Source organism: Pseudaquabacterium terrae (genome assembly GCF_013266755.1).
Classification (GTDB): Bacteria; Pseudomonadota; Gammaproteobacteria; order Burkholderiales; family Burkholderiaceae_C; genus Pseudaquabacterium; species Pseudaquabacterium terrae.
The window spans coordinates 249346-273263 of record NZ_JABRWJ010000001.1 but is presented as its reverse complement, the minus strand read 5'-3'; the positions used below and the strand labels follow the sequence as shown (position 1 = coordinate 273263).

Sequence of the window (23918 nt, the reverse complement as noted above, 5' to 3'; positions counted from 1 at the left end):
CTCGCGGTGCTGCCGGTGCTGCTGGGCGTGCTGCTGCTGGTCGCCGTGATCCGACCGGCCGACGAGCAGCACGGCGACCGCTACGTCAGCGTGCGCCATGTCGCGGCGCTGAAGACCTTCGAGCAGGCGATCGTGCGCCGCGATGCAGCCGGCTTTGCAGCGCCGGCCGCCGGCGCCGATGCCGTGCTGCAGGCGTTGCCCGCGTGTGCGCGCGATTGGGATGCGACGCAGGTCGGCGCGCAGCTCGCGAGCGTCGATGCCGCGCTGCTGCGCTTCAGCACGCGCCCCAACGGCCGCGTCGAAAACAAGCTAGGCCTGGACGCGACACGCTGGTTCGATGCGGCCGGGGCCGCGCTGGCAGCGACGCTCGAAGCGCCGCAGTACCCGGGCCAGCGCTTCCGCCTCGGCTGCGCCGACCTGGCGCGCGCGCTCGCCGCGCTGGCGCGGGCCGATGCGCGCATGCTCGATGCGCTGGCCTGGCGCGGCACGGTGCCGCAGGCGGCGCTGGCGCGCTGGGCGCCGCAGCAGCAGGTCGAGATCACCGCGCGCCATGTGATGCGCCGCAATCCGTGGAACGGCATCGCCGGCTGCATCTACCTCGGCCAGCGCGACGGCGATCCGGCCGCCCCCAGCCATGTGCTCGCGGCCGGCGCCGCGCAGGCGCGGCTGTGCACGCTGCCGGCGATGGCCGCGGCGTCCGTGCCTTCGCTCCCGTCGCCGCTCCCGCCCCCGATCACCCTGCCCGGCGAGCCGGTGGGACCGCTGGCCGCCGACGATGCGCGCTGGAGCGTGCCGCCGTCGCTGATGACGATGCTCGCGCCGCTCGAAGCGCTGCGCCAGCCTTCGCGCGCGCTGTACCGGCTGTACACCGAAGGCGAGGCGACGCCGGCCGACGATCCGTCGGGCTACCGCTACGGCGCGAACCGCATCGTGCTCGACGGCGCGCCGATCGACGTCGGCTTCTCGCTGCAGCTGACGATCGACCCGGCGCTGCAGGCGCTGGCGCAGAAGACCGCCGCCTGCTACAGCGGCAGCCACGACATCTGCCGCGCGCTCGGCATCCAGCGCGCCGAGGACGGCGCGCGGCCGCCCGGCCACAAGCTGCTCGAAGGCGCGATGGTGCGCATGGCGGCAGTCGCGGTGATCGATGTCGCCTCCGGCCGCATCGAGGCGCTGGCCGGCGGGCTGTCGCCGTGCGCGCGCCAGGAGGTCGACGGCCCCGGGCGCGAGGCGCACTGCGACAAGCGCCTGCCCTATCCCGTGCGCTACCGGCCCGATGCGCTGCTGAACCCGGCCGTCTACCACGACGCGATGCCGGCCTCGACGATCAAGCCCATCATGGCCGCGTCCTTCCTCGCCGACGCAGGCGCCGGCGCGCGCCTGCTGGCCGCCGAGCGCAGCGCGATGCAACGCCCCGGTGCACCGGCGCGCCACAGCCTGCGCGGCGAGCTGATGCGCTCGGACTCGGCCCGTTTTCTCGACCGCATGATGTGCATCGACGGCGGCGAGCAGCCGTGCCGCCGCCCGTGGGAGGTGCAGGCCGCGGCGCAGCGTTTCGGCTGGAACGCCGGCTGCGCCGAAGCGATCGCGGCCGGCGCCGGCGATCCCTGCGGCCGCCACGACCTGCTGTTCGGCCGCGCGATCGATGCCACCGCCGAGGCCGGCCTGGTGCAACCGCTGGCGACGCCGATCGCCTACGGCCGGCTGATGAGCGAGCCGCAGGGCGCGAAGCTCGGTGCGCCGATGCGGCTGCGGCCGCCGGCGGCGCTCGACGCCGGCATCCTGCGGCGCTGCGCGGCCGGCGCCGACGGTGCGCGCGGCAGCGACGACGACTGGGAGAAATGCCGCGGCGGCGCGGTGGTCGATGTCGTTGCCGAGGGCTGGGGCCAGGGCCATGCGCGCGCCAGCGCGCTGGGTGTCGCCGGCATGATGAGTACGCTGGCCGCGGCGGCGAACGGCCAGCCGGCGCTGCGCCGGCCCTACCTGGTCGAGCGCCTGCACGGCGTCGGCGGCACGCCGCTCAACGCCGCGGTCACGCGCTGGGGCCTGGCCGAGCCGCGGCCGGTCGGCATCACGCGGGAAGCGGCCGAAATCATCCTGAGCGGCCTCGCGCACAGCCACCGCGAAGGCACCGCCCGCAGCGCCTGCGAGCAGGTGTTCGACGCCAAGCGCTGCCGCGGCATCGAGTGGCTGGCCGGCAAGACCGGCACGCCGAGCTTTCCGAGCGACGGCCTGACGCTGGACGAGCTGGCGCTGCTGTGCCGCGACCCCGCCGCGGCGAAGAAGCTGGCCAAGGACAAGGACAAGCCGGCCGCCGCCTGCAGCTCGCTGCGGCCCTACAAGTGGTACGTCGCCGCCTGGCGCAGCGAGCCCACCGGCCCGTGGACCAAGGCGATCGCCGTGCTGACCGAGCGCAACTGGCATCGCGCCAGCGGCCAGGTGCACGGCGCCGGCGACCGCGGGCCGAACCCGGCGGCCGAGATCGCGCTGCAGATCGCCGGCCGGCAGGTCGGCGCCATTGCCGCAGCCGCGCCATGAAGAGCGCCCCGATGAAGCCCGCCGCGGCGCTGCCGATGCCGCTGGTCTGGACCTTCGACGGCCCGTTCGAGCGCTGCCTGGCCGACCTCGAGGACACGCTGCGGCGCGCGATCGTCGGCATCGGCGATGTCTCGCGCATCGCGCTGCAGATCGACCTGTCGCTGCCGGCGCTGAAGCGCCGCGTCGACGCCGGCGATGCGCTGCAGCCGGCCTGGGGCCGCTTCGTCGCCCGCCTGGCCGGCTACGGCCTGCCCAGCGCGCCGCGGCTGCGCCGGCTGCGCGCCGCCGGACCGCTCGCCACGCTGGTGATCGCCTACCGCAAATGAACTCGAGGAAGACCGCGATGTCGCTCAAATCATGGGTTATCCACCGCGTGCGCCGGGCGCAGCGGCTGAAGGGACTGCTGTCGCGCGTCGACCTGCCGCCGCGCGACACCGCGTTCGAGCCCTCGCTCGCGGCGTTCGGCGAAAGCGAGTCGCCGGGCCATGCCGCGCCCGGCCCGGCCGCCGAGCGCCGCGCGATCGAGCCGACGCTGGCGGCGGCCGCGCACCTGGGCGCCTATGCGCCGCTGATCGGCGCGGTGCGCGCCGAGCTCGAGCACTTCATCGTCAGCCAGCTGCGGCTGCACCTGGCGATCGCCGACCGCGACCGCTTCGTGCTGACCTCGATCGCGGTGCACTGCAGCGGCGACGACGACGCGGCGCGCGAGCGGCTGCAGCAGTTCATGCGCGAGTTCAAGCCCGAGCAGGTCAAGCGTTATCTGGCGCGTGAAGTGATCGCCGGGCTGCCGAACGCGGCAGCGATCGACCTGTCGCAGTTCGCCGGGCTGGCCGATGCGCGCGGTGGCGCGGCCGAGGCCGCCGGCGCGCCCGGCGCCGCCGAGGACTACGCCGACCTGCTCGCGACGCTGGCCGATCCGCGGCCGCCGGGGCTGGCGCCGGCCTACGAGGTCGAGCTGATCGGCCGCTGGAGCGAGGTCGACACGGCGCCGGCCGCGACCGCGGCGCCGGTGCAGCGCCCCGCCGTGGTGTCGTCGGCGCCGCTGACGCCGCTGGCCGGCCAGCGCTGCGAGTTCGACGTCGAGGATGCCGACGGCCGGCGCCGCGTCGTGCTGCCCACCGTCGTGCCCGGGCGCCGCTACGTGATCGGCAAGGGCGAGGGCTGCGACATCGTGCTGCGCGGCACCTACACCAGCCGCCGCCATGCCGAGCTGTGGATCGACGACGGCAGCTGGTGGGTCGGCGATGCCGGCTCGACCAACGGCGTGCGCATCGAGGGCCGGCGCGACGCCCCGGCGACCGGCGACGGCGCGCCGCCGCTGCGCCTGGCCGACGGCGCGCGGCTGGTGCTGTCGGCGCGCGGTGACGGGCCGGCCGCCGACTATCCGCGCCTGGCGCTGCGCGCCGCCGCCGCAGCGCCGCCGATCACGCCGATCGCCGAGGTGCCGCAAAGAATGCCGCAGCGCGTGCCGCGCACGCCGCTGACGGCGATCCACGGCGTCGCGCCACCGGCCGCGGCGTTCAGCATCGCGATGACCACGCCCTCGGGCGCGACGGTCGTGCTGGCGCTGCGCGCCGAGGCACTGCCGGTGAGCGTCGGCCGCTCGCGCAACCAGTCGCTGGTGGTCGACCGTCGGCACGACGGCGTTTCCGGCCACCACCTCGACGTGATCGCGCTCGACGCGCAGGACGACGGCGTGCTGCTGCAGGTGCACGGCGACAACGGCGTGCTGCTCGACGGCGTGCGCCACGACGCCGGCACGCGCGTGCGCTGGCGCATCGGCGAGACGCTGGTGCTCGGCGCCGTCGCGCCGGCCGACGTGGGCTGTGTGCTGCAGCTGCGGCGCAGCGCGCGCGACTGACACCGAAAGCCGACCATGCCCTGCACACCGATCACGCCGCTGGAGCCGCCGCCGCTGCGGCCCGATGCCGTCGCCGGCAGCGACGAAGCGCTGGCCCACAGCGCGGCCTGGGCACGCATCGAATTTGCCGCTGCCAGCACCTGCGGCAGCGCGCATGCGCTCAACGAAGACGCGCACAGCACGCCCGAGCGCGCCGGCCGGCTCTTCGTCGTTGCCGACGGCGTCGGCGGCGGGGCGCTCGCGCGCACCGCGAGCCGGCAGCTGGTGGCGCGGCTGCATCGAAGCCTCGATGTGCAGCGCATCGATGCGCAGCGCATCCGCCAGGCGGTGCTGGACGCCGACCGCGCGATCAAGCGCTACATCGAGCGCCGCGCCGACGCGCCGGGCGCCGCGACGCTGGTGCTCGCGGCACCGGCGAACCTGCTGGCCTCGCGCTGGCTGGTCGGGTGGGTCGGCGATTGCCGCGCCTACCGCATCGGCGCCGGCGGCGGCAGCGCGAGCCTGCTGACGCAGGACGACAGCTTCCGCCACCTCAACGAGACGCCACCGCCCGGCAGCTCGCCCGACGATCCGGCGCGCATGGTCGGCAATGGCGCGACGCTGGGCGCCAACGTCGTGCCCTGCGAGCTCGCGCAAGGCGAGCTGCTGATGTTGTGCAGCGACGGCGTGCACAAGCACGTCGAAGCGCTCGCGCTCGGCCGCGTGCTCGGCACGGCGGGCGGCAGCCTGGCGCAGCGCTGCGACGCGCTGGTCGCGCTGGCGCGCAGCAACGGCAGCGCCGACGACGCGACCGTGCTGCTGCTGCGCCATGGCGGCTTTGCGCTGCCGTGGTCGCGGCGAGGAGCGAAGAAGTGAAGCCGCCGCTCGGCCGCCGGCAAGCGGATTTCTCCCCCGCGCGGGGAAGGCGCAGCGCGCCAAAGGGGGCATCGTGAGCTCTGATCTCGACCGCGTGTTCGGCCGCAGCCGCCTGCGCATGGTCACCGGCCGCCATGTCGAGGTCTTCCGCGAGGAAGCCCGGCCGGGCGAGCGCCGCCGCTACACCAAGCGATTCCTGGCCACCGATGCCGGTGACTTCCGGATCTGGACCGAGCGCGAGTGGCGCATCCTGGCGCGGCTGGTCGGCCACGGCATCGGCTGCGTCGCCGAGGTGGTGCGCTTCGACCGCGGCGCGCCGGGCGAGCCGGCGATCGTGCAGACCTTCGATGCCGGCGTCACCGTCGACCACTGGGCGACGCTGCTGCCGGTGCAGCGCGAGGACGGGGTGCTGCCGCATGTCTTTGCCGACTGCGCACACTGGTGGGCGCTGGCGCGCCAGCTGCTGGCAGCGCTCGACACGGTGCACGAGCTGCGGCTGGTGCACCTGGACCTGAAGCCCGACAACGTGTGCATTCCGGTCGCGCCGGTGGACTTCGATCCACTGCGCCCCGGCCAGATGCTGAAACCGCGCTTCGAGCAGCTGGCGCTGATCGACTTCGCGTTCTCGCTGGTCTGCGGCGACCCGCTGGCGACCGCGCTGCCGCTGGCGCGGCAGCCCGACTACGACTACCAGTCGCCGCGGCTGCTGGCGGCGCTGGACGCCGCGCGCCGTGGCGAGCTGGGTCCGACGCGGCGGCTCGACTGGCGCTGCGACCTCTACAGCCTGGCCGCGCTGCTGGAACGTTATCTGCCCGGCCAGCTCGCGCCGCTGGACGCCGACTGGAACGTGCAGCGGCTGGCGCAGGCGCGCGCCTTCCTGCGCCGGCTGCACGAGATCCATGCCGCGGACGCGACGCCGCGGCGGCCGCACCTCGAGCTCGTGGCTGTGGCGTCGCGGGTGCTCGAGGAAGCGCCGCTGGCCATTTCGCTGCGGCGCGGCTGGGTGCTGGCCAGCGACACGGCGACGGTCCGCGACGATTCGCCAACGCCGATCACCCGCATCGCCCTGCCGCTTGGCGCGGCGCCGATCAGCGCGTCGACCGCCGCCGCAGTGATGGCGCCGCCGGCCGACGCGCCGTCGCGGCGCTGGTGGTGGCGCGCCGGCATCGGCGCTGCGGCCGTCGCCGTCGGCGTGCCGCTGGCCGGCGAGGCGTGGTGGGCACTGGCGCCGCCGGCCGCGCCGGCGAACGTCGCGCTGCCGCAGTCGGTGGCGAGTGCGCCGGTGCTCGCCGCGGCAACGCCGGCGTCTGCGGCGCCGGCCGCGGCACCGACCCCGGTTGCGGCGCCCGTCGCGACGCCCCCCATGGCGGCGGCGTCGGCCGCCGTCGCAGTGGCGGATGCGGCGGACGTCGCCGCGCCGGCAGCGCCCGTCGTCGCCGAGGCGGCGGCGTCGGCGCCGGCCGAGGTGGCCTCGGCGCCGGCCCGCGCGACCGCCGCAACGCCCGCCCCGGCGCCTGCGGTGGCTCAGGCCACGCCGGCGCGTGAATCGCCGCGCAGCGCGGCGCGCCGGCCGGCACCGCGCGCTCCTAACGTCGCATCGACGCGGGTGAGAACGCCGGTCGCGGCGGCACCGAAGCCCGTCGTGGTGCCGACCGTCGCCGCCCGCACCGCCCCCGATCGGCGCGCCGTGCCGTGGCTCGAAGCACGGCCCGCGCCGGCGTCGACGCGTCCGCCGCCGACCTTGCCACCACCGATCCCCGCGCCGGTGGCGGTGGCAGTCGCCGCGCCAGCGCCCGTTGCCAACCCGGCACCGGTCCCCGCACCGGCGCCTGCCCCGGCCCCCGCACCGGCACCGCTGCCCGCGCCGCTGGCCGCGCCGCCCACCCCGGCGGCGGTCGACCTGCAGGCCCGCGCGCAGGCGCTGCTCAGCCGCGAGCTGCCGCGCATCGCCGAACGCGCCGAGCGCCTGGTGCTGCGCGTGCTGTTCGCCGCCGGCCGCGCCGAGGGCCCGCAGGACGACGACGGCATCCGCCATGCCGCGAGCGCGATCCGCCTCGCCCCGGCCGAAGCGCTGACGGTGGTCTCGGTGCAGCAGGCGCGCGAATTGAACGAGGCCGCCGATGCGGCGTTCCGCCGCCGCGGCGATCCGCAAGCGGTGCTCGAGCTGATGAGCCGCGCCTTCGCCGCCAATCCGCTCGACGCCGAGATCGCCGGCGACCTCGCCGCGCTGCGCCTGCGCACGCCGCCCGCGCAGCCCGAGCTGGCGCGCCAGCTCGCGCTGCATGCGCTGACGACGCCGCAGCCGCGCCACCCGTACGGCCGCATCGACGACTGGACCACGCTGGCGGTCGCCAGTGCGCTGTCGGGCCGCGAGCGTGACGCGCGCCAGGCCTGGTTCGTCGCGCTGGCGGTGGCGCCGAACACCGAGCGGCTGTGCCGCTCGGCGCTCAACGCGACGGTGCGCCACGGCGAACGGCTGCGGCCCTCGGTCGAGGCGATGCTGCAGCGCCTGCAGCAATCGGGCCGCACCGATCGCTCGGTGTTCTGCGAATGGCCGCCGCACTGGGCCACCGCGACGCGCTGACGGCGCGCTGAAGCCGCTTCTCCAACGCAGCCGTCGAGGTGTTCCGCCTGGGCCCGGACGTGACGGGCAGGTAGGCGCAGTCCGACCCGCGGTGGCGGCCGCCGCCGATGCGGGGCGCTGGCCGGCGTCCCTAGAGTGGACCGACACCACTCGTTGGGAGCCTGCCATGTCCTTCTCGCTCTACCTCATCGGCTTTCTGGTGCTGCTCGGCGGCATCGCCTGGGGCTTGTCCACTGCCGGCGTGCCGGCGCTGTACATCGGCATCGCCTGTGTGATCCTGATCGGCATCGGCGTGATGACCGGCGTGTCGCGCACGCGCTCGAAGGATCCGCCGGCCGCCTGAAGCGCGCCGTTCGAGGCCGGGGTCGCCCGGCCTTTCAGCGCAGCAGCGGCGCCGCGCCGCGCGCGGTGCGCATCGAGATCGAATAGCGCAGCTCGCGCGTCTCGGCGATGCTGTGCTGCCAGGTCCAGCGCGCCGGGCCTTCGAGCACGTAGGCCGAGCGCGGTGGCAGCTCGAGGTGGCGCACCGCCTTCGATGGCCCCGCCGGCGGCGGGTACGGCCGCAGTCGCATCAATGCACTGCCGGCCAGCGACACGCCGACGATCGACTCGAAATCCGGCGCATCGCGGTGCCAGCCGAGCGGCGTGCCGGGCCGGTATTCGGCCACCAGCAATTGCGTGAAGCGCTCGGGCTCGATGCCCAGCCAGGCGGCCACCTGCTCGCGCAGCGGCTGCAGTTCCGGTGGAATCGGCGGCGCCTCCCGCAAGGTGTTGGTGTCGTAATCGAAGCGGCCGCCGAAGGCCGCCGAGCGGCGCCGCGCCACGTACTGCTTGTAGCGCACGACGTGCAGCTCGATCGCGCGGATCACGTCGAGCCAGCGCGCCTCGTCGGCAGCGGACAGGAAGCCGGCGGTGAAACGCATGCCCTCGGGCAGCACGAGCTCTTCGTCGGCGAACAGGGACGCTTGCATGGCGGATTCGAGGCGCCGCGGCGCCAAAGATTCAGCGCGACGCTGCAATGCCGGCCGGCGCGGATGCCGCCGGCACCAGACGCACCTGCGCCAGCGCACCGGCGCAGCCGCTGGCCTGGCCCGGCGGGCAGTTCGCCACATCGGGCCGCGGCGGCAGCGCGCGCGGCCCCTTGCGGCCGGGCTGGAAGATCAGCAGCAGCCACAGCAGGATCACGAACGCGATGGTCCCGCCGATCAGGCGCAGCCGCTGACGCGGCGAAAACGGGCGGTAGCGGCCGGCCAGCGGCGGCTCGGGCAGCGGCACCGTCGGCCGGGACGAGCCCGTCGGCGGCCGCGGCAGGCCCTCGCGCATGTCGCGCCCACTCAGCGGTGAAGGTGGCGGGGAACCGGGTTGATCGGGTGTCACGCCGCGATCATCCGTCCGGCGCCGCCCCGCCGGCCAGGTGATCGATCAACACCCGTACTTTCTGCGGCAAGTGGCGTGTCGGCGCGTAAACGGCAAACACGCCGCGCGTTGCATAACCGCCGCCGAGGCGCCAGTCGGCGAAGAGCCGCTGCAGCCGCCCCGCACGCAGGCCGGCCGCGGCGGCGAAGTCCGGCACGATGCCGATGCCCAGGCCCGCCTCGACGGTGGCCAGGATGCCGACGCTGTTGTTGATCGTCAGCGGGCCGCGCACCTGCACCTCCAGCGGCGCGGCGCCGTCGCGCTCGAACAGCAGCCGGTCGAGGAAGGGCCCGTAGCCGAGGTAGATGCAGCGGTGCTCGGCCAGCGCGTCCGGTGTCGCTGGCGCGCCGTTCGCCTGCAGGTAGGCGGGTGCGGCGACCAGCACGTAGTGCATGTCGAACAGCCGCCGCGCGACCAGCCCGGGCGCCAGCGCACTCGGCGCCAGGATGCGCAGCGCCAGGTCGTAACCCTCGTCGACCAGGTCGACGACGCGGTCGATCAGGGTCAGCTCGACCTCGACCTCCGGCCAGCGCGCGAGGAAGGCCGGCAGCCGCGGCGCGAGCCAGACTTCACCGAACACCGCCGGCGCGCCGACGCGCACGCGGCCGCGCGGCGTCAGCGCATAACGCCCGGCCAGCGCCTGCACGTCGCGCGCGGTCTGCGCGATGCGGGCGCAGCCGGGGTAGACCTCGGCACCGAGCTCGGTCAGCGACACCGAACGCGTGGTGCGGTTCAGCAGCTTGACGGCCAGCGCCGCCTCCAGCCGCGCGACGCTGCGGCTGACCGCCGAGGTCGTCAGCCCGAGCGCACGCGCCGCCGGCGCGAAGCCGCGCAGCTCGACGACGCGGGCGAACACCACCATTTCGTTCAACAGCTGGTCCATTCTTTGTTGCTCAGCGGGAATCAGTGTTGTTCCCGAAGCGCGGATTGTGGGCCTCGGCGCCTCGTGTGATCGTTCGGGTCTGCATCCGGAACCCTGCCATGAACGATGAGAGAACCCGCTCCGGCACCTGGCGCATGCTGGCCGCGATGGCGCTGTCCGGCACCATCGGCCTGCTGGTCGTCGAGAGTGGCCAGCCGCCCGTGGTGGTGGTGTTCTTCCGCTGCCTGATCGGCGGCGCGGCGCTGCTGGCCTGGCTCGCGTTCACGCGCGCCTGGCAGCCCTTCGGCGCTCGCGCGCTCACCTGGCTGGTGATCGGCGGCGCGGCGCTGGTCGCCAACTGGCTGTGCCTGTTCTCGGCCTACCGATTCACCAGCATCTCGGTGGCCACCGTCGTCTACCAGACGCAGCCCTTCATGCTGCTGGTGCTGGCCGCGCTGCTGCGCCAGGAGCGTCTCGACGTCGCGCGGCTGCCCTGGGTCGGGGTGGCGATGCTCGGCGTGCTGCTCAGCAGCGGGCTCGGCGTGCAGGGCCTCGATGGCGCGACCTGGCACGGCGTCGGGTTGGCGCTGGCCGCGGCGGCGCTGTACGCGGTCGCCACGCTGGCGACGCAACGGCTGCCGCAGCTGCCGTCGTCGCAGATCGCCGCGGTGCAGATGGTGCTGGGCGTGGTGCTGCTCGCGCCGCTGGCCTGGGGCCACGCCCGGCCGGGCAGCGCCGTCGCCTGGGGCGCGCTGGCCACGCTCGGCCTGGTGCACACGGCCTTCATGTACACGCTGATGTACGCCGCCTTCCAGCGTCTGCCGTCGTCGGCGATCGCGATGCTGTCCTTCGTCTACCCGGCCGTCGCGCTGCTGGTCGACCTGGCCTGGTACGGCGCCTGGCCGCAGCCGCTGCAGTGGTTGGGCATGGCGCTGATCCTCGGCGCGGTGCTGGCGCACCGGCGTGCCGGCGCGGCCGCCCGGCCAACTCCCGTCCCCTCCCCAACCACCGTCGAAAGGGCGGCCTGAACTCCCATGGTCACGATCTTCCTGCGCTACGTCATCGATCCGCTGCAGCTCGAGGCCTTCGAGCACTACGCCAAGCTTTGGATCCCGCTGGTCGCGCGCTTCGGCGGCCAACACCACGGCTACTTCATGCCCAGTGAAGGCGCCAACAACATCGCGCTGGCCTTGTTCAGCTTTCCGAGCCTGGCGGAGTACGAGCGCTACCGGATCGCCTCGCGCAGCGACCCGGAGTGCCAGGCCGCCTTCGGCCATGCCGACCGGACGCGCTGCATCGTGAGCTACGAGCGCAGCTTCTTCCGGCCGGTGTTCGAGTAGGAACGCGGTTTGCCGCGGTGGACGATTCGATCGATCGAAAGGCCCACAATGAACCGCTCCCCCGCCCTGGGTCCGGGCTCGCTGCTGCTCGCAGCGGGTGCCGGCGCCGTGTTGATGTACCTGCTCGATCCGCAGTCGGGCCGGCGCCGCGTCGGATTGCTGAAGAACCAGCTGCAGCACGGCCGCCATGTCGCCACCAAGGCCGCCGACGTCGGCTGGCGCGACCTGGCGCAGCGCACCGGCGGGCTGTTCGCGATCTTGCGCGGCACGCTGCTGAACCCGCCACCCGACGACGCCGTGCTGGTCGATCGCGCCCGCGCGCGACTGGGCCGCCTGATCTCGCATCCGCACACCATCGAGATCAGCGCACAGCACGGCGAGATCACGCTGCGCGGCCTGGCGCTCGACCGCGAACGCCAGCCGCTGCTGCGCGGCCTGCAAGCGGTGTCCGGCGTCCGGCAGGTGCATGACCTGGTCGACTGGCATGCCGAAGCAGGCCGGCTGCCGTCCTTGCAGGGCAGCCGGCTGCGCAGCGGTCCGCGCACCGAGCTGCTGCAGCAGCACTGGGCGCCCGGCCCCCGCTTGCTGGCCACCGTGGTCGGCGGCGCGCTGGCGGCCTGGGCCATCGGCCACCGCGGCGCCGGCTCGCGGCTGCTGGGCGGCGCAGGCGTCGCGCTCGCGCTGCGCGCGCTGACGGGTCGCCCCGGCGCGACGGACCCGGCCGAGACCGCAGTGCTCGACAGCGGCCCGCTGCAGCGCGACGACCCGGCGCTGCCGCCGTCCCCGGACAAACGCGCGCTGCACTGAAGCGACGTAAGCTCGCGCGCCCTCCCCCAGAAAGGCGCTCGATGCTTCAGATGACGCGGCAACTCGCCGCCGGCTGGTTGCTGCTCTTGGCCGTGTGCTGGAGCTCGGCCGGCTGCGCGAGCGGCGGTGCACGCATGGCCGACAGCGCCGCCTCGTCGCCGCAGCGCGGCAGCGACGGCCTGTACCGCAACCTCGACAACCCGCAGGCGCTGCCGTCGCAGGACAGCTGGACGATCTGGCGCCGCTTCCTCTTCGCGCGCAAGGAAGGCACGGTGCCGGTCGATCCGATCCCCGTGCGCCGCCTCGACCGCGCCGCGCTCGACGCGCTGGACCCGGGCGCCAACCACCTGATCCGCCTCGGCCACTCGTCGCACCTGCTGAAGCTGCACGGCCGCTACTGGCTGATCGATCCGGTGTTCAGCGAACGTGCGTCGCCGGTGCAATGGGCCGGGCCGAAGCGCTTCCATCCGCCGCCGCTGGCGCTGGCCGACGTGCCGGCGATCGAGGGCCTGATCCTGTCGCACGACCACTACGACCACCTCGACGTCGCCACGATCGAAACGCTGCGCGAACGCGTGCAGCGCTACTTCGTGCCGCTGGGCGTCGGCGCGCGGCTGCGCGAGATGGGCGTCGCGCCGGAGCGCATCGAGGAGTTCGACTGGTGGCAGCAGGGCCGGCACGGCGCGATCGGGCTGACCGCGACGCCGGCGCAGCATTTCTCCGGCCGCTCGCTGTGGGACCGCAACAGCACACTGTGGGCCTCGTGGGTCATCGACAGCGGCGGCCAGCGCATCTTCTACAGCGGCGACTCGGGCTACTTTGCGGGCTTCCGGCAGATCGGCGAACGCTTCGGCGGCTTCGACATCGCGATGATGGAAAACGGCGCCTACGACGCCTACTGGCCCTCGGTGCACATGACGCCCGAGGAGGCCGTGCAGGCCTTCAAGGACCTGCGCGGCAAGCTGCTCTACGTCGTGCACAACAGCACCTTCGACCTCGCGTTCCACACCTGGCGCGATCCGCTCGAGCGCATTGCGGCGCTGGCCGAACGCGAGAGCCTGCCGCTGGCGACGCCGGAGATCGGCGAGGTGCTGACCCTGGGCCGCCCGCGCGAGAACAGGCAGTGGTGGAAGGGGCTGCGCTGACCCGCTGGGCCCCTGGATATGCGAATGAACGCCTGTTTCGGATGGAAGGCCCTGTGAATATGCGCTTCAACGCATAGCCAAGATCCGCCGCGCACACGTTTGACGACCCGCCATGGCCCACCGCGGCGCGGCGCGGTGGCTCCTTCGGCGCATGCGCCGCCGAGCCCGGATTCCTAGAGTGACGTCATGCCCACTCCCGCATGACGAGGACTCCCGTGACACCCGATCCGATCCACCGCATCTCGATGCTCGAGTCGATGATGCTGATCCGCGCCTTCGAGGAAAACGTCGCCGCGCTGCAGGCCGAAGGCCGCGCGCCCGGCACCTGCACCAGCGTCGGCCAGGAAGCCGCCGCCGTCGGCGCGATCCGCGCGCTGCAGGCCGACGACCTGATCCTCAGCAACCACCGCAGCGTGGCCCACCTGCTGGCGCGCGGCGCCGATCCGGGGCGGCTGCTGGCCGAGATCCTCGGCCGCGCCGACGGTTACTGCCGCGGCAAGAGCGGCTCGCTGCACGTCAGCGCGAAGGAGCTCGGCGTGGTGCTGACCTCGACCATCGTCGGCGGCGAGCTGTCGCTGGCGCCGGGCGTTGCGCTGGCGCAGAAGATGCGCGGGCGGCCCGGCCTGACCACCGTCTTCTTCGGCGACGGCGCGGCCTGCGAAGGCATCTTCCACGAGTCGCTGAACCTGGCCGCGACCTGGCAGCTGCCGCTGCTCTTCGTCTGCGAGAACAACGAATGGCAGGCCTATGTGCACCGCCGCGAGACGATGCCGGGCAATCCGATCCGCGAATGGGCGGCATCGCACCAGATGCGCGCGGTGAGCGTCGACGGCAACGATGCCGATGCGGTGTTCGCCGCGGCGAGCCTGGCGGCCGAGACGATCCGCGCCACCGGTCGCCCGTACTTCCTCGAGCTCAACACGTACCGCTTGCGCGGCCACTACGAGCCCGACGACCAGGCCTACGTCGACCCCGCCGAGCTGCAGGCGGCGCGTCACGCCGAGCCGATCAAGCGCCTGGCCGAGCGGTTGATCGCCGAGCACGTGCTGGCGCCGGGCGAAGTCGCCGCGATGGAGCAGCGCGTGCTGGCGACGCTGGAAGCCGCGCTCGTCTTCGCGCAAGCCTCGCCCTATCCCGACGTCGCCGAGCTGACGACGCATGTCTACGCCTGAAGCCCTTGTGGAGATCAAACAGATGAGCACCCTGACTGTCACCGATGCGATCGACCAGGCGCTGGCCGAGGAGATGCGGCGCGATGACCGCGTGATGATGTTCGGCGAAGGCGTTGCGACCAAGCGCCACGCGCTGCGCGCCGAGTTCGGCCCGGAGCGCGTGCGCAACACGCCGCTGGCCGAAGGCGTGATCGCCGGCACCGCCGCCGGCGCCGCGGCGATGGGCCTGCGCCCGGTCGTCGACCTGCTGTTCGCGCCCTTCCTGACGCTGGCGATGGACGGCATCGTCAACAGCGCCGGCAAACTGCGCTACCTGTCCGGTGGCCAGTTCGAGTTCCCGCTGGTGGTGATGGCGATGAGCGGCGCCGGCTGGGGCGTCGGCGCGCAGCACAACCACAACCTCGAGGCGATGTTCGTGCATGCGCCGGGGCTGAAGGTCGTCATGCCGAGCAACGCCGCGGACTTCAAAGGCCTGCTGAAGTCGGCGATCCGCGATGACAACCCGGTGCTGTTCTTCACCGACCTGGCGCTGGCCTTCGCGCCCGGCGAGGTGCCCGACGGCGAGCATGTGGTGCCGCTCGGGCAGGCCGCCGTGGTGCGGCCGGGCGACGATGTCACGCTGGTCTCGTACGCCAAGACCGTCGGCACCTGTGTGCAGGCCGCCGAGGCGCTCGCCAAGCTCGGCGTCTCGGCCGAAGTGATCGACCTGCGCACGCTGAAGCCGCTGGACACCGCGACCGTGCTGCGTTCGGTGCGCAAGACCGGGCGGCTGATCGTCGTGCATGAAGCGAGCGGGCTGTGCGGCGTCGCCGCGGAAGTCGCCGCGCTGGCCAGCGAGCAGGCCTTCGATGCGCTGAAGGCACCGGTGATGCGGATCACCGGCCCCGACGCGCCGGCACCGGCCTCGTGGCCGCTCGAGCAGGCCGGCGTGCCGCAGGCCGATGCGGTGCGCGATGCGGCGTTGCGGCTGGTCGGCGCGCCAGCGCTGGCGTGAAGCGCCTGGGCGTCGCGGTGGTGGTGATGGGGCTGGCCTGCCCGCTCGCCGCCGCGCCGCTTCTGCCTGAGCCGCCGCAGCGGCTGCAGGACACCGGCTTCGGCGCCGCCGGCGCCCTCGCCTTCACGCCGCAGTACCCGCTGTGGTCCGACGCTGCGGACAAGCGGCGCTGGTACTCGTTGCCGGCCGGCACGGCGATCGACCAACGTGACATCGACGCCTGGCAGTTCCCGCCCGGCACGCGGCTGTGGAAGGAGTTCGCGCTCGGCGGCCGCCCGGTCGAGACGCGCTTCATCGAGCGCCTGGCCGACGGCAGCTGGCGCTTCGCCAGCTACGTCTGGACGGCAGAGGGCAGCGAGGCCCGGCTGGCGCCGGCCGCCGGCATGAGCATCGCCCACCGGGACGCACCGAATGGGCGTTATCAAGTGCCGTCGCGGACCGACTGCCTGGCCTGCCACGGCAGCGCGCCGGTGCCGGTGCTCGGGCTGTCGGCGCTGCAGCTGACACCCCGGCGCATTGCCGCCGACAACGAGACCGAACGCGCCGCGCTCGGCTATTTGCATGCGAACTGTGCTCACTGCCACAACACCTCGGACAACCGCGTGCCGCTCAAGCTGACGCTGGCGCAGTCGGCCGCCGATCCGGTCGCCAGCCGCGCGGCGGTGCTGCGCTCGGTGCTCGCCGCGAGCCGCTGGCGCGCGCACGGCAGCGCGGCGACGCAGGTGATCGCGCCGGGACAGCCGCAGCACAGCGTGCTGGCGCTGCGCATGGCCTCGCGCGATCCGCAGGTGCAGATGCCGCCGCTCGGCAGCGCGCAAGTCGATGCCGAAGGCCTGGCGCTGATCGAGCGCTGGATTCGCGCCCTTCCCCCACCCCTTCTGGAGAAACCTCGATGAGAACGTCTTTGATCACCCCGCTGCTGCTCGCGCTGGCCGGCGCAATGCACGCCCCCGCCGATGCCGCCGACACGGCCGACCAGCGCAGCGTTGCGCAGGCCGCGCGCGGCAAGTACCTGGTCGACACCTCCGGCTGCATGGATTGCCACACGCCGTTCAAGATGGGGCCGAACGGGCCCGAGCCGGACATGAGCCGCATGCTGTCGGGCCACCCCGAGCAGCTGGTGATGCCGCCCGCACCGGCGCTGCCGGCGGGGCCGTGGCTGATCGTCTCGTCGGGCACCAACACGGCGCACGCCGGGCCTTGGGGCGTCAGTTTCACTGCCAACCTGACGCCGGATCCGGAGACCGGGCTCGGGCTGTGGAGCGCACGCGACTTCCGCGCAACGATCCGCACCGGCCGCCACCTCGGCCGCGGCCGCGCGGTGCTGCCGCCGATGCCGATCCCCGTCTACAACCACTTCAGCGACGACGACCTGGACGCGGTGTTCGCCTACCTGCGCACGATCCCGCCCATCCGCAACCGCGTGCCCGAACCGCTGCCGCCGGCGCAGCGTTCAGCCGCCAGGCCGTGAGCAACTTCCTGCAATCCCGCTTTCCGTAGGTCGAATCCGACCAGCGTTCGCGTGCACGTCCGACGGATCCGGTACGGGGCGGCGACCTAGAGTGAATTCACCGTGGCGCGGCCCACCCGGACGCGTCCCTCCGAATCACTTGACGTCGTTGGAGCGCACATGAACGATCCCGCTGCGAAGTTGCCGAGATGGCTGCGGTCCCCCCTCTGGGCGGCAGCCGCCGTGGTGCTGGTGTCCGGCTGCGCGAGCACCGGCGACGCGCCGAACGAACAGATGGCGGTCTCGCGGGCCGCGGTCGAGCGCGCGAGCGGCAGCAATGCCGCCGAGGCCCCGGTCGAGCTGGCGTCCGCACGCGACAAGATGGCGCGTGCCCAGATCGCCTTCGCGAACAAGGACTACGTGCAGGCCCGCCAGCTCGCCGAGCAGGCCGAGGCCGAAGCCAACCTGGCCGAAGCGCAGGCCCGTTCGGTGCGCGCCAACCGTGCGCTCGCCGAAGTCCGCGAAAGCATCCGTCAGCTGCGGGCCGAAATGGCTCGCGCGCCTGCCTGATCAGGAGACAACACCATGAAGCGCCTCCTCTCCGCCACCGCCGTCGCCTGCGGCCTGCTGCTCGGCGCCTGCGCCAGCACACCGTCCACGCCGCCCGAGCTGCTCGATGCGCGCGCCGCCGTGCGCCAGGCCGAGTCCGATCCTGCCGTGCTCGCCCATGCTGCGCTCGAGCTGAAGAAAGCCACCGACACGCTGAACCGCGCCAACGACCTGCTCGCCAAGCGCGAGGCCCCGAGCGCCGTGATCAGCACCGCGCACGTCGCCCATGCGCAGGCCCGCACCGCCATGGCGCTGGCCGCGGCCAAGCGCGATGAAGATGCGATCAAGACGGCCGAAGCCGATCGCGAGCGCGCCCGTGCCGACGTGCGCACCGCCGAAGCCCAGCGCGCCCGCGCCCAGGCCAGCAGCGCGCAGGCGCAGGCCAACGTCGCGAACGCGCAAGCCGCTGCCGCCCAGAACCGCGCGCTGAGCGCCGAGCAGCTGGCGGCGCAGGCGCAGGCGGATGCGGCCGCCGCGCAGCAGCGCACCTTGATCCTGCAGCAGCGGCTGACCGACCTGCAGGCCAAGGAAACCGAGCGCGGCCTGCTGGTAACGCTGGGTGACGTGCTGTTCGAATTCAACCGCGCGGACCTGCGGCCGACGGCGCAGGGCCAGCTGCAGAAACTGGCCGACTTCCTGAAGCAGTACCCCGACCGCCGCGTGTTGATCGAAGGCCACACCGACAGCGTCGGCTCGGCCGCCTACAACGAGCAGCTGTCGCGCCGCCGCGCCGAAGCGGTCGCCAGCGTGCTGACCGGCATGGGCATCGGTCCGAACCGCGTGACCTTCACCGGCTACGGCAAGAGCTACCCGGTGGCCGACAACCGCACCGACACCAACCGCGCGCTGAACCGCCGCGTCGAGGTGTACATCTCCAACAACGACCAGCCGGTCCGCATGCGCGGCTGATCAACCGGGCGTGCCCCGCGAGGAGTAACTGTGAACCCCCCACGCTCGCTTCGCTCACTGCCCCCCGAGGGGGCGCTCGGTACCTTCGGACGGCCGGGCGGTACCGAGATGAACAAGAAGGGCCGGCTTCATGCACTTCCGAGACTCCTCGCGGTGGCCGCACTCGCGGCCGGCGCGTTGATCGTGCCGCTGGGCGTGGCGGCCGAGGTCTGCAGCCCGCTGACCCCCGAGGCGCGCGAAACGGCGTTCGACACGGAGGCGTTGTTCGCGCGCGGCGCGGTCGAGTTGACGCCGACCGGGCGCACGCGCGTGGCCATGTACGCCCGCGCACTCGATGCCGCCGAGATCGAAGTGGTCGTGATCCGCGTGCCGGTGGCTGCGGCCGATGCGCGCACCGCCGAAGAGCGCCGCCTGCTGTCGCAGCGGCGCGCCGAAACGCTGCGCCGGGCCTTGAGCAGCCAGGGCGTCGCCCGCGACCGCATCTACACCGAATTCGCCGGCCACCTGCCGGCCACCGAGCCGGTGGTCATCGAGACCGTCGGCGCGTGGATCTCGGCTCCGCTGGCGCAGCGGCGCCGCGCTTGCAGCGTCCTCGCCTGACCTTCCACAGCCGCGAGCCGACGCGCCGGGGGCAGCCGACACCTGAGGGTCGGCTGCCCCCACCTCATTCCGCTGTTACAAAAAACATCGCCCGGCGTGTCGATCCGGGGCAGGCTCGTTCGTCGACTGCAATGAAGCTCGAGGCTTCGTTCATCCCCACAACCGACGGAGAGACGACATGCGATTCGTAGTGCTGATCAAGGCCGACAAGAACACCGAAGCGGGCGTGATGCCGACCGAGGAATTGCTCAGGGAGATGGGCAATTACAACGAGGCGCTGGTCAAGGCCGGCGTGATGGTCGACGGCATGGGCCTGCACCCGAGCGCCAAGGGAGCGCGCATTCACTTCTCAGGCAAGGGTCGCCGTGTCGTGGACGGTCCGTTTGCCGAGACCAAGGAGCTGATCGCCGGATTCTGGGTCTGGCAGGTCAAGTCGCGCGAAGAGGCGATCGAGTGGGCCAGGCGCTGCCCGAACCCGACCGGCGACGACAGCGTCATCGAGCTGCGCCAGGTCTTCGAGGCCGAGGACTTCGGCGCCGAATTCACCCCCGAGCTGCGCGCGCAGGAAGAGCGGCTGATGGCCGAGGCCGCGGCGCTGAAGGCCGGCGGCACGCCGAAGGCCGGTGCCGTGGTCGCCGTGCCGCCGTCCGACGGCGCGACGCCCTACCTGGTCGCGCAAGGCGCGGCCGATGCGATCGCCTGGTATCGCCGTGTCTTCGGCGCCGAGCTGGTGACGAAGATGGATGGGCCCGACGGCAAGGTGATGCATTCGGAGCTCAAGGTCGGGCCGGCGCGCTTCATGCTGACCGAAGAGCGTGCCGAGTTCGGATCGCGCGGCCCGAAGGCGATCGGCGGCTCGGCGACGACGGTCATCATCTTCGTGCCGGATGCCGACGCGACGATCAAGGCCGCCGTGGACGCCGGCGCGACGATCGGCATGCCGGTGGCCGACCAGTTCTGGGGTGATCGCTCGGGCACCATCACCGATCCGTTCGGCCACCAGTGGTTCATCTCCACGCACAAGGAAGACCTGACACCGGCGCAGATCCAGGAGCGCGCCAAGGCGATGTTCGCCGCCGGCGGCGCCGGCTGCTGACGCACCGCAGGCCGCGAGCGATGTCCGCGCACACGGTGCAGACGACGATTGCGCGGCCCTGGCGTGAGGTCTGCGACTTCCTCGGCCAGGCGCCCAACTTCGCGCGCTGGGCCTCGTGGATCGGACCGACGCTGCAGCGCCGGCACGGCGGCGACTGGGTCGCCCGGCGCGCCGACGGCGCCGAGGCCAAGGTGCGCTTCACCGAGCGCAACGCCTTCGGTATCGCCGACCACTGTGTGCTCGAGTCGGCCGAACGCGCCAGCTTCGTCGCGCTGCGCGCCCTGCCGCACGGTGACGATGAGGCACGCTGCGAAGTGCTGCTGACCTTGTTCGCCGAGCCGCCGGCACCCGATGGGTTGGCGGTGCGCGCCGCGGCTGCGGTGCGCGACCTGGCGCAGCTGAAGGCGCTGATCGAACGTCCTTGATGGCGCACCCGGTCCCGCGGGGTCGCGGGCGCACCCGCCGAGCGGGTCGGTCGAGGCGTGGCATATGCTCGGCGCCCGATGCCCATCCCACTCGATCTGACCCAACTGCTCTGGCTGGCCGCCGCGCTCGCCGCGGCCGGCTGCATCACCGGCGTGCTCGCCGGGCTCTTCGGCGTCGGCGGCGGCGCGGTGCTGGTGCCGGTGCTCTACGAGGTGTTCGGCGCGCTGCAGGTGCCTGAAGGCGTGCGCATGCCGCTGTGCGTGGGCACCTCGCTGGCGGTGATCGTGCCGACCTCGCTGCGTTCGTTCCGGGCCCACCGCGCGCATGGTGCGGCCGACATGGAGATCGTGCAGGTCTGGGCCGCGCCGGTGGTGCTGGGCGTGCTGGCCGGCAGTGCAGTCGCCCGCTTCGCGCCGGCGGCGCTGTTCAAGGGCGTGTTCGTGGTCGTCGCCACCGCGTCGGCGTTGCGCCTGCTTTTCTTTCGCAACGCCGGCAGCGTGTTCGGCGAGATGCCGGGCAAGCTCGGCATGCGGCTGTATGGCGCGGTGATCGGCGTGCTGTCGTCGCTGATGGGCATCGGCGGCGGTCAGCTGTCGAACCTGTTCATGACGCTGTACGGCCGGCCGATCCACCAGGCGATCGCCACCTCGGCCGGCCTGGGCTCGCTGATCGCGATCCCGGGCGCGATCGGCTACATGATCGCCGGCTGGCCGAAGGCGGCGGACTTTCCCGGCGTCGCCGCGCTGCAGTTCCCGGCGGCGATCGGTTATGTCTCGCTGATCGGCTTCGGGCTGCTGATGCCGACCAGCGCCTGGGCCGCGCCGTATGGCGCGCGCCTCGCGCACCGCTGGCCGAAGCGGCGGCTCGAGCTGGCCTTCGGCATCTTCCTGCTGCTGGTGTCGGCGCGATTTCTCGTCGGCCTGCTCGGCGGCTGAACCGCACATTCACCGGAGACCACCATGCCTGAGATCTCGCTCGACGCCGTGCAGGCGATCCTCGAACCGCTGTTCCCCGGCCTGATGGGCGTGCGCCTGCTCGCGCTGGCGCCCGAGCGCGTGCTGGCCGAGATGGCGGTGCGGCCGGCGCTGTGCACGACCCGCGGCATCCTGCACGGCGGCGCCTACATGGCCTTCGCCGACACGCTGGGCGCCGTCGGCACGCTGCTGAACCTGCCGCCGGGCACCAGCACGACGACCACCGACTCGAGCACCAAGTTCATCGGCGGCGCGCGTGTCGACACCACGGTGACCGGCGAGTGCATCGCGCTGCACCGCGGCCGCACGACGATGGTCTGGCAGACGACGATCCGCTCGGCCACCGGCAAGCTCTGTGCGGTGGTGACGCAGACGCAACTGGTGATGCCCGCCGCGCCGGCCGCCTCAGCCTGAGCGCCGGGCGGCGTCGCCGCGCGCGAGGCTGGCGAGCGCCACGCCCATCAACAGCACGCCCAGCGCCTGCACGCCGCCGAGCGCGCGGCCATAGGCCAGCGCGTCGATCAGCACCGCGGCCGCCGGGTAGACGAACTGCAGCAGCGCGACGCGGCCGGCCGGCAACCGCGCGATGCCGGCGTACAGCACGACATAAGCCAGGCCGGTGTGCAGCACGCCGAGCCCGGCGAGCCAACCCCACGCGGCGCCGAAGACCGGCCAGCCGTGCAGCAGCGGCCACCAGGCCAGCAGCAGCGCGCCGACCACACACTGCCACCAGGCGAGCGCAAACGAGCCGACCGTGCGCGCGCCTTGCGCGATCAGCGTGACGGCGGCATAGGCCAGCGAGCCGCCCAGGCACATCGCCACACCGGACCAGTAACGCACATCATGAGCGGCAGAGTGGGCGTCGCCGTCGAACAGCCCGGAGGCCGCGGCCAGCCCGGCCAACGCCAGCAGCGCGGCGCCGAGCCGCCGCGGCGACAGCGGCTCGGACCGCCACCAGGCGCCGGCCAGCAGCAGCCACAGCGGCTGCACGTGAAAGACGACGGTCGCGACGCCGATGGAGGTGCGCTCGATCGCCGCGAAGAACAGCGCCCAGTTCGCAATCATCAGCCCGCCCGCGCCGAGCGCCGCGGCCAGGCCCGCCGGCGCCAGCTTGAGCTCGTGCAGCCGGCCGGTGACGGCGCCCCAGCCGAGCAGCGCCAGCGCGCCGAATGCGCAGCGGAACCAGACGGTGGTCAGCGGGTCCTGGCCGGCCCGTTCGACGAAGACGCCGAGCGTGCCGAGCAGCAGCCCGCCCGCGACCATCAGCGCGTGGCCTCGGCCCGTGGTACTGCGGCGGCGCAGAGCGTGAACGGCTTCCATGGCGGCCACTGTCGCGCCGGCATGGATTGCCGTAAAGCGCAATGTATTCGCGTCTACCATTCGATTTTCGGATGACTGACCGGGAGCGGCGGATGCAGGCCACGGACCTCCAGCTCGACTGGCTGCGCTGCTTCGTCGCGGTGATCGATGCCGGCAGCCTGTCGGCGGCGGCGCCGCTGGTGCATCGCTCGCAGTCGGCGGTCAGCATGCAGATCCGCAAGCTCGAGCAGGCGGCCGGCCGAGCGCTGCTCGACCGCGGCCCGCGCCACCTGGTGCTGACGCCGTCCGGCGCCGAGCTGCTGCTGCATGCGCGGCGCATGCTCGAGCTGCACGGCGAGGCGCTGGCGGCGCTGCACGGCGAACGCCTGGGCGGCCTGGTCAAGCTCGGCGTGCCGGACGACTACGCCGCGCGCTACCTGACGCCGGTGCTGCGCAGCTTCGCGCTGCGCCATGGCGCGGTCGAGATCTCGTTGACCTGCGAGCAGTCGACGGCGCTGATTCCGAAAGTGCAGCGCGGCGAGCTCGACCTGGCGCTGGTCTCGCGCGACCGGCCGCAGCGCGGCACCTTGCTGTTCAACGAGCCGCTGGTGTGGGTCGGCGCGGCGGCACACGAGGCCTGGCGGCGCGATCCGCTGCCGATCGCGGTGTACGAGGCCGGCAGCCTGGCGCGGCGCGACGCGCTGGCCGCCCTCGCCGCCCGGCGGCGGCGCCACCGCATCGTCTACAACAGCTCCAGCCTGGCCGGCCAGCTCGCTGCGGTCGACAGCGGCCTGGCGGTCGCGGTGCTGACGCAGTGCAGCGTGCCGCCGGGGCTGCAGATCCTCGGCGAGGCGCACGGGCTGCCGCCGCTGCCGGCGATGCAGGTCGCCGCCTATCGCAGCAAGGCGGCGCGCGACGCGCCGGCGGTCGACGCGCTGTACCAGCAGATGCTGCGCACGCTGACCCGAGGCGGCTGAGCGC

26 protein-coding genes and 1 pseudogene are annotated in these 23918 nt (G+C 73.3%); 23 read left to right on the top strand and 4 right to left on the bottom strand.

Annotated features, from left to right (window positions below; genetic code table 11):
- Window positions 1-6 precede the first annotated feature (6 nt).
- The 6 genes from HLB44_RS01285 (at window position 7) to HLB44_RS01260 (ending at window position 8181) form a co-directional block, all read left to right on the top strand.
- A complete protein-coding gene (locus HLB44_RS01285) occupies window positions 7-2538 on the top strand; it encodes a hypothetical protein (protein WP_173119805.1) in 2532 nt (843 codons plus the stop codon).
- On the top strand, window positions 2535-2864 hold the full coding sequence (locus HLB44_RS01280; RefSeq protein ID WP_173119803.1) for a hypothetical protein: 330 nt from the start codon (window positions 2535-2537) through the stop codon (window positions 2862-2864). The genes HLB44_RS01285 and HLB44_RS01280 overlap by 4 nt, the downstream gene beginning before the upstream one ends.
- Before the next feature lie 17 nt (window positions 2865-2881).
- Complete coding sequence (locus HLB44_RS01275) at window positions 2882-4399, top strand: FHA domain-containing protein (RefSeq protein ID WP_173119801.1); 1518 nt, start codon at window positions 2882-2884, stop codon at window positions 4397-4399.
- Window positions 4400-4414: 15 nt separating this feature from the next.
- Complete coding sequence (locus tag HLB44_RS01270; RefSeq protein ID WP_173119799.1) at window positions 4415-5254, top strand: PP2C family protein-serine/threonine phosphatase; 840 nt, start codon at window positions 4415-4417, stop codon at window positions 5252-5254.
- A 73-nt stretch (window positions 5255-5327) separates the two neighbouring features.
- The gene (locus HLB44_RS01265) at window positions 5328-7838 is read left to right on the top strand and encodes a serine/threonine protein kinase (RefSeq protein ID WP_173119797.1); all 2511 of its coding nucleotides are present in this window, start codon (window positions 5328-5330) and stop codon (window positions 7836-7838) included.
- Between the two features lie 166 nt (window positions 7839-8004).
- A complete protein-coding gene (locus tag HLB44_RS01260) occupies window positions 8005-8181 on the top strand; it encodes a hypothetical protein (protein ID WP_173119795.1) in 177 nt (58 codons plus the stop codon).
- Between the two features lie 34 nt (window positions 8182-8215).
- Here the strand turns inward: HLB44_RS01260 and HLB44_RS01255 are convergent, their stop codons facing one another.
- From HLB44_RS01255 to HLB44_RS01245, 3 genes are all read right to left on the bottom strand, one after another.
- The gene (locus HLB44_RS01255) at window positions 8216-8809 is read right to left on the bottom strand and encodes an alpha-ketoglutarate-dependent dioxygenase AlkB (RefSeq protein WP_173119793.1); all 594 of its coding nucleotides are present in this window, start codon (window positions 8807-8809) and stop codon (window positions 8216-8218) included.
- Window positions 8810-8840: 31 nt separating this feature from the next.
- A complete protein-coding gene (locus tag HLB44_RS01250) occupies window positions 8841-9161 on the bottom strand; it encodes a hypothetical protein (protein ID WP_173119791.1) in 321 nt (106 codons plus the stop codon).
- A 61-nt stretch (window positions 9162-9222) separates the two neighbouring features.
- The gene (locus tag HLB44_RS01245) at window positions 9223-10137 is read right to left on the bottom strand and encodes a LysR family transcriptional regulator (RefSeq protein ID WP_173119789.1); all 915 of its coding nucleotides are present in this window, start codon (window positions 10135-10137) and stop codon (window positions 9223-9225) included.
- Window positions 10138-10235: 98 nt separating this feature from the next.
- Here HLB44_RS01245 and HLB44_RS01240 point away from each other — a divergent pair, with 98 nt between their 5' ends.
- From HLB44_RS01240 to HLB44_RS01170, 16 genes and pseudogenes are all read left to right on the top strand, one after another.
- Window positions 10236-11144 (top strand): DMT family transporter, encoded by a 909-nt coding sequence (locus HLB44_RS01240; RefSeq protein WP_246312001.1) that lies wholly within the window; start codon window positions 10236-10238, stop codon window positions 11142-11144.
- Window positions 11145-11150: 6 nt separating this feature from the next.
- Entirely contained in the window at window positions 11151-11456 is a 306-nt protein-coding gene (locus HLB44_RS01235) for an NIPSNAP family protein (RefSeq protein WP_173119787.1), read from the top strand.
- A gap of 48 nt (window positions 11457-11504) precedes the next feature.
- The gene (locus HLB44_RS01230; protein WP_173119785.1) at window positions 11505-12263 is read left to right on the top strand and encodes a BON domain-containing protein; all 759 of its coding nucleotides are present in this window, start codon (window positions 11505-11507) and stop codon (window positions 12261-12263) included.
- Window positions 12264-12313: 50 nt separating this feature from the next.
- Window positions 12314-13408, top strand: coding sequence for an MBL fold metallo-hydrolase (locus HLB44_RS01225; RefSeq protein ID WP_246312000.1), 1095 nt, complete (start codon window positions 12314-12316; stop codon window positions 13406-13408).
- Between the two features lie 215 nt (window positions 13409-13623).
- Entirely contained in the window at window positions 13624-14580 is a 957-nt protein-coding gene (locus HLB44_RS01220) for a thiamine pyrophosphate-dependent dehydrogenase E1 component subunit alpha (RefSeq protein WP_217283497.1), read from the top strand.
- 22 nt (window positions 14581-14602) lie between these two features.
- Window positions 14603-15574: an alpha-ketoacid dehydrogenase subunit beta gene (locus HLB44_RS01215; RefSeq protein WP_173119779.1), complete on the top strand. Its 972-nt coding sequence runs from the start codon at window positions 14603-14605 to the stop codon at window positions 15572-15574.
- Complete coding sequence (locus HLB44_RS01210; protein ID WP_173119777.1) at window positions 15571-16470, top strand: hypothetical protein; 900 nt, start codon at window positions 15571-15573, stop codon at window positions 16468-16470. Before HLB44_RS01215 ends, HLB44_RS01210 begins: the two co-directional genes overlap by 4 nt.
- Window positions 16467-17045, top strand: a complete 579-nt coding sequence (locus tag HLB44_RS01205) for a c-type cytochrome (protein ID WP_173119775.1) — start codon at window positions 16467-16469, stop codon at window positions 17043-17045. The genes HLB44_RS01210 and HLB44_RS01205 overlap by 4 nt, the downstream gene beginning before the upstream one ends.
- Before the next feature lie 222 nt (window positions 17046-17267).
- The gene (locus HLB44_RS01200; RefSeq protein WP_343051194.1) at window positions 17268-17594 is read left to right on the top strand and encodes a DUF4398 domain-containing protein; all 327 of its coding nucleotides are present in this window, start codon (window positions 17268-17270) and stop codon (window positions 17592-17594) included.
- A gap of 15 nt (window positions 17595-17609) precedes the next feature.
- Window positions 17610-18542, top strand: a complete 933-nt coding sequence (locus HLB44_RS01195) for an OmpA family protein (RefSeq protein WP_173119773.1) — start codon at window positions 17610-17612, stop codon at window positions 18540-18542.
- Between the two features lie 153 nt (window positions 18543-18695).
- Window positions 18696-19142, top strand: a complete 447-nt coding sequence (locus tag HLB44_RS37705) for an OmpA family protein (protein WP_173119771.1) — start codon at window positions 18696-18698, stop codon at window positions 19140-19142.
- Between the two features lie 178 nt (window positions 19143-19320).
- A pseudogene (locus HLB44_RS36710) lies at window positions 19321-19728 on the top strand (YciI family protein); the annotation flags it as partial.
- Window positions 19720-20238 carry a VOC family protein gene (locus tag HLB44_RS36705; protein WP_217283520.1) on the top strand — a complete coding sequence of 173 codons (519 nt, stop codon included), beginning with the start codon at window positions 19720-19722 and terminating at the stop codon, window positions 20236-20238. The pseudogene HLB44_RS36710 and the gene HLB44_RS36705, both read left to right, overlap by 9 nt.
- Before the next feature lie 20 nt (window positions 20239-20258).
- On the top strand, window positions 20259-20663 hold the full coding sequence (locus HLB44_RS01180) for a Clp protease/crotonase-like domain-containing protein (protein ID WP_173119767.1): 405 nt from the start codon (window positions 20259-20261) through the stop codon (window positions 20661-20663).
- 78 nt (window positions 20664-20741) lie between these two features.
- Window positions 20742-21599 carry a sulfite exporter TauE/SafE family protein gene (locus HLB44_RS01175; RefSeq protein WP_173119765.1) on the top strand — a complete coding sequence of 286 codons (858 nt, stop codon included), beginning with the start codon at window positions 20742-20744 and terminating at the stop codon, window positions 21597-21599.
- A 24-nt stretch (window positions 21600-21623) separates the two neighbouring features.
- The gene (locus HLB44_RS01170; RefSeq protein WP_173119763.1) at window positions 21624-22052 is read left to right on the top strand and encodes a PaaI family thioesterase; all 429 of its coding nucleotides are present in this window, start codon (window positions 21624-21626) and stop codon (window positions 22050-22052) included.
- Here HLB44_RS01170 and HLB44_RS01165 read toward each other — a convergent pair.
- Window positions 22044-22958, bottom strand: coding sequence for a DMT family transporter (locus tag HLB44_RS01165; RefSeq protein ID WP_173119761.1), 915 nt, complete (start codon window positions 22956-22958; stop codon window positions 22044-22046). The genes HLB44_RS01170 and HLB44_RS01165 overlap by 9 nt on opposite strands.
- Window positions 22959-23050: 92 nt before the next feature.
- Between HLB44_RS01165 and HLB44_RS01160 the strand changes: the two genes are divergently transcribed.
- The gene (locus HLB44_RS01160; protein WP_173119759.1) at window positions 23051-23914 is read left to right on the top strand and encodes a LysR family transcriptional regulator; all 864 of its coding nucleotides are present in this window, start codon (window positions 23051-23053) and stop codon (window positions 23912-23914) included.
- The last annotated feature ends 4 nt before the right edge of the window (window positions 23915-23918 follow it).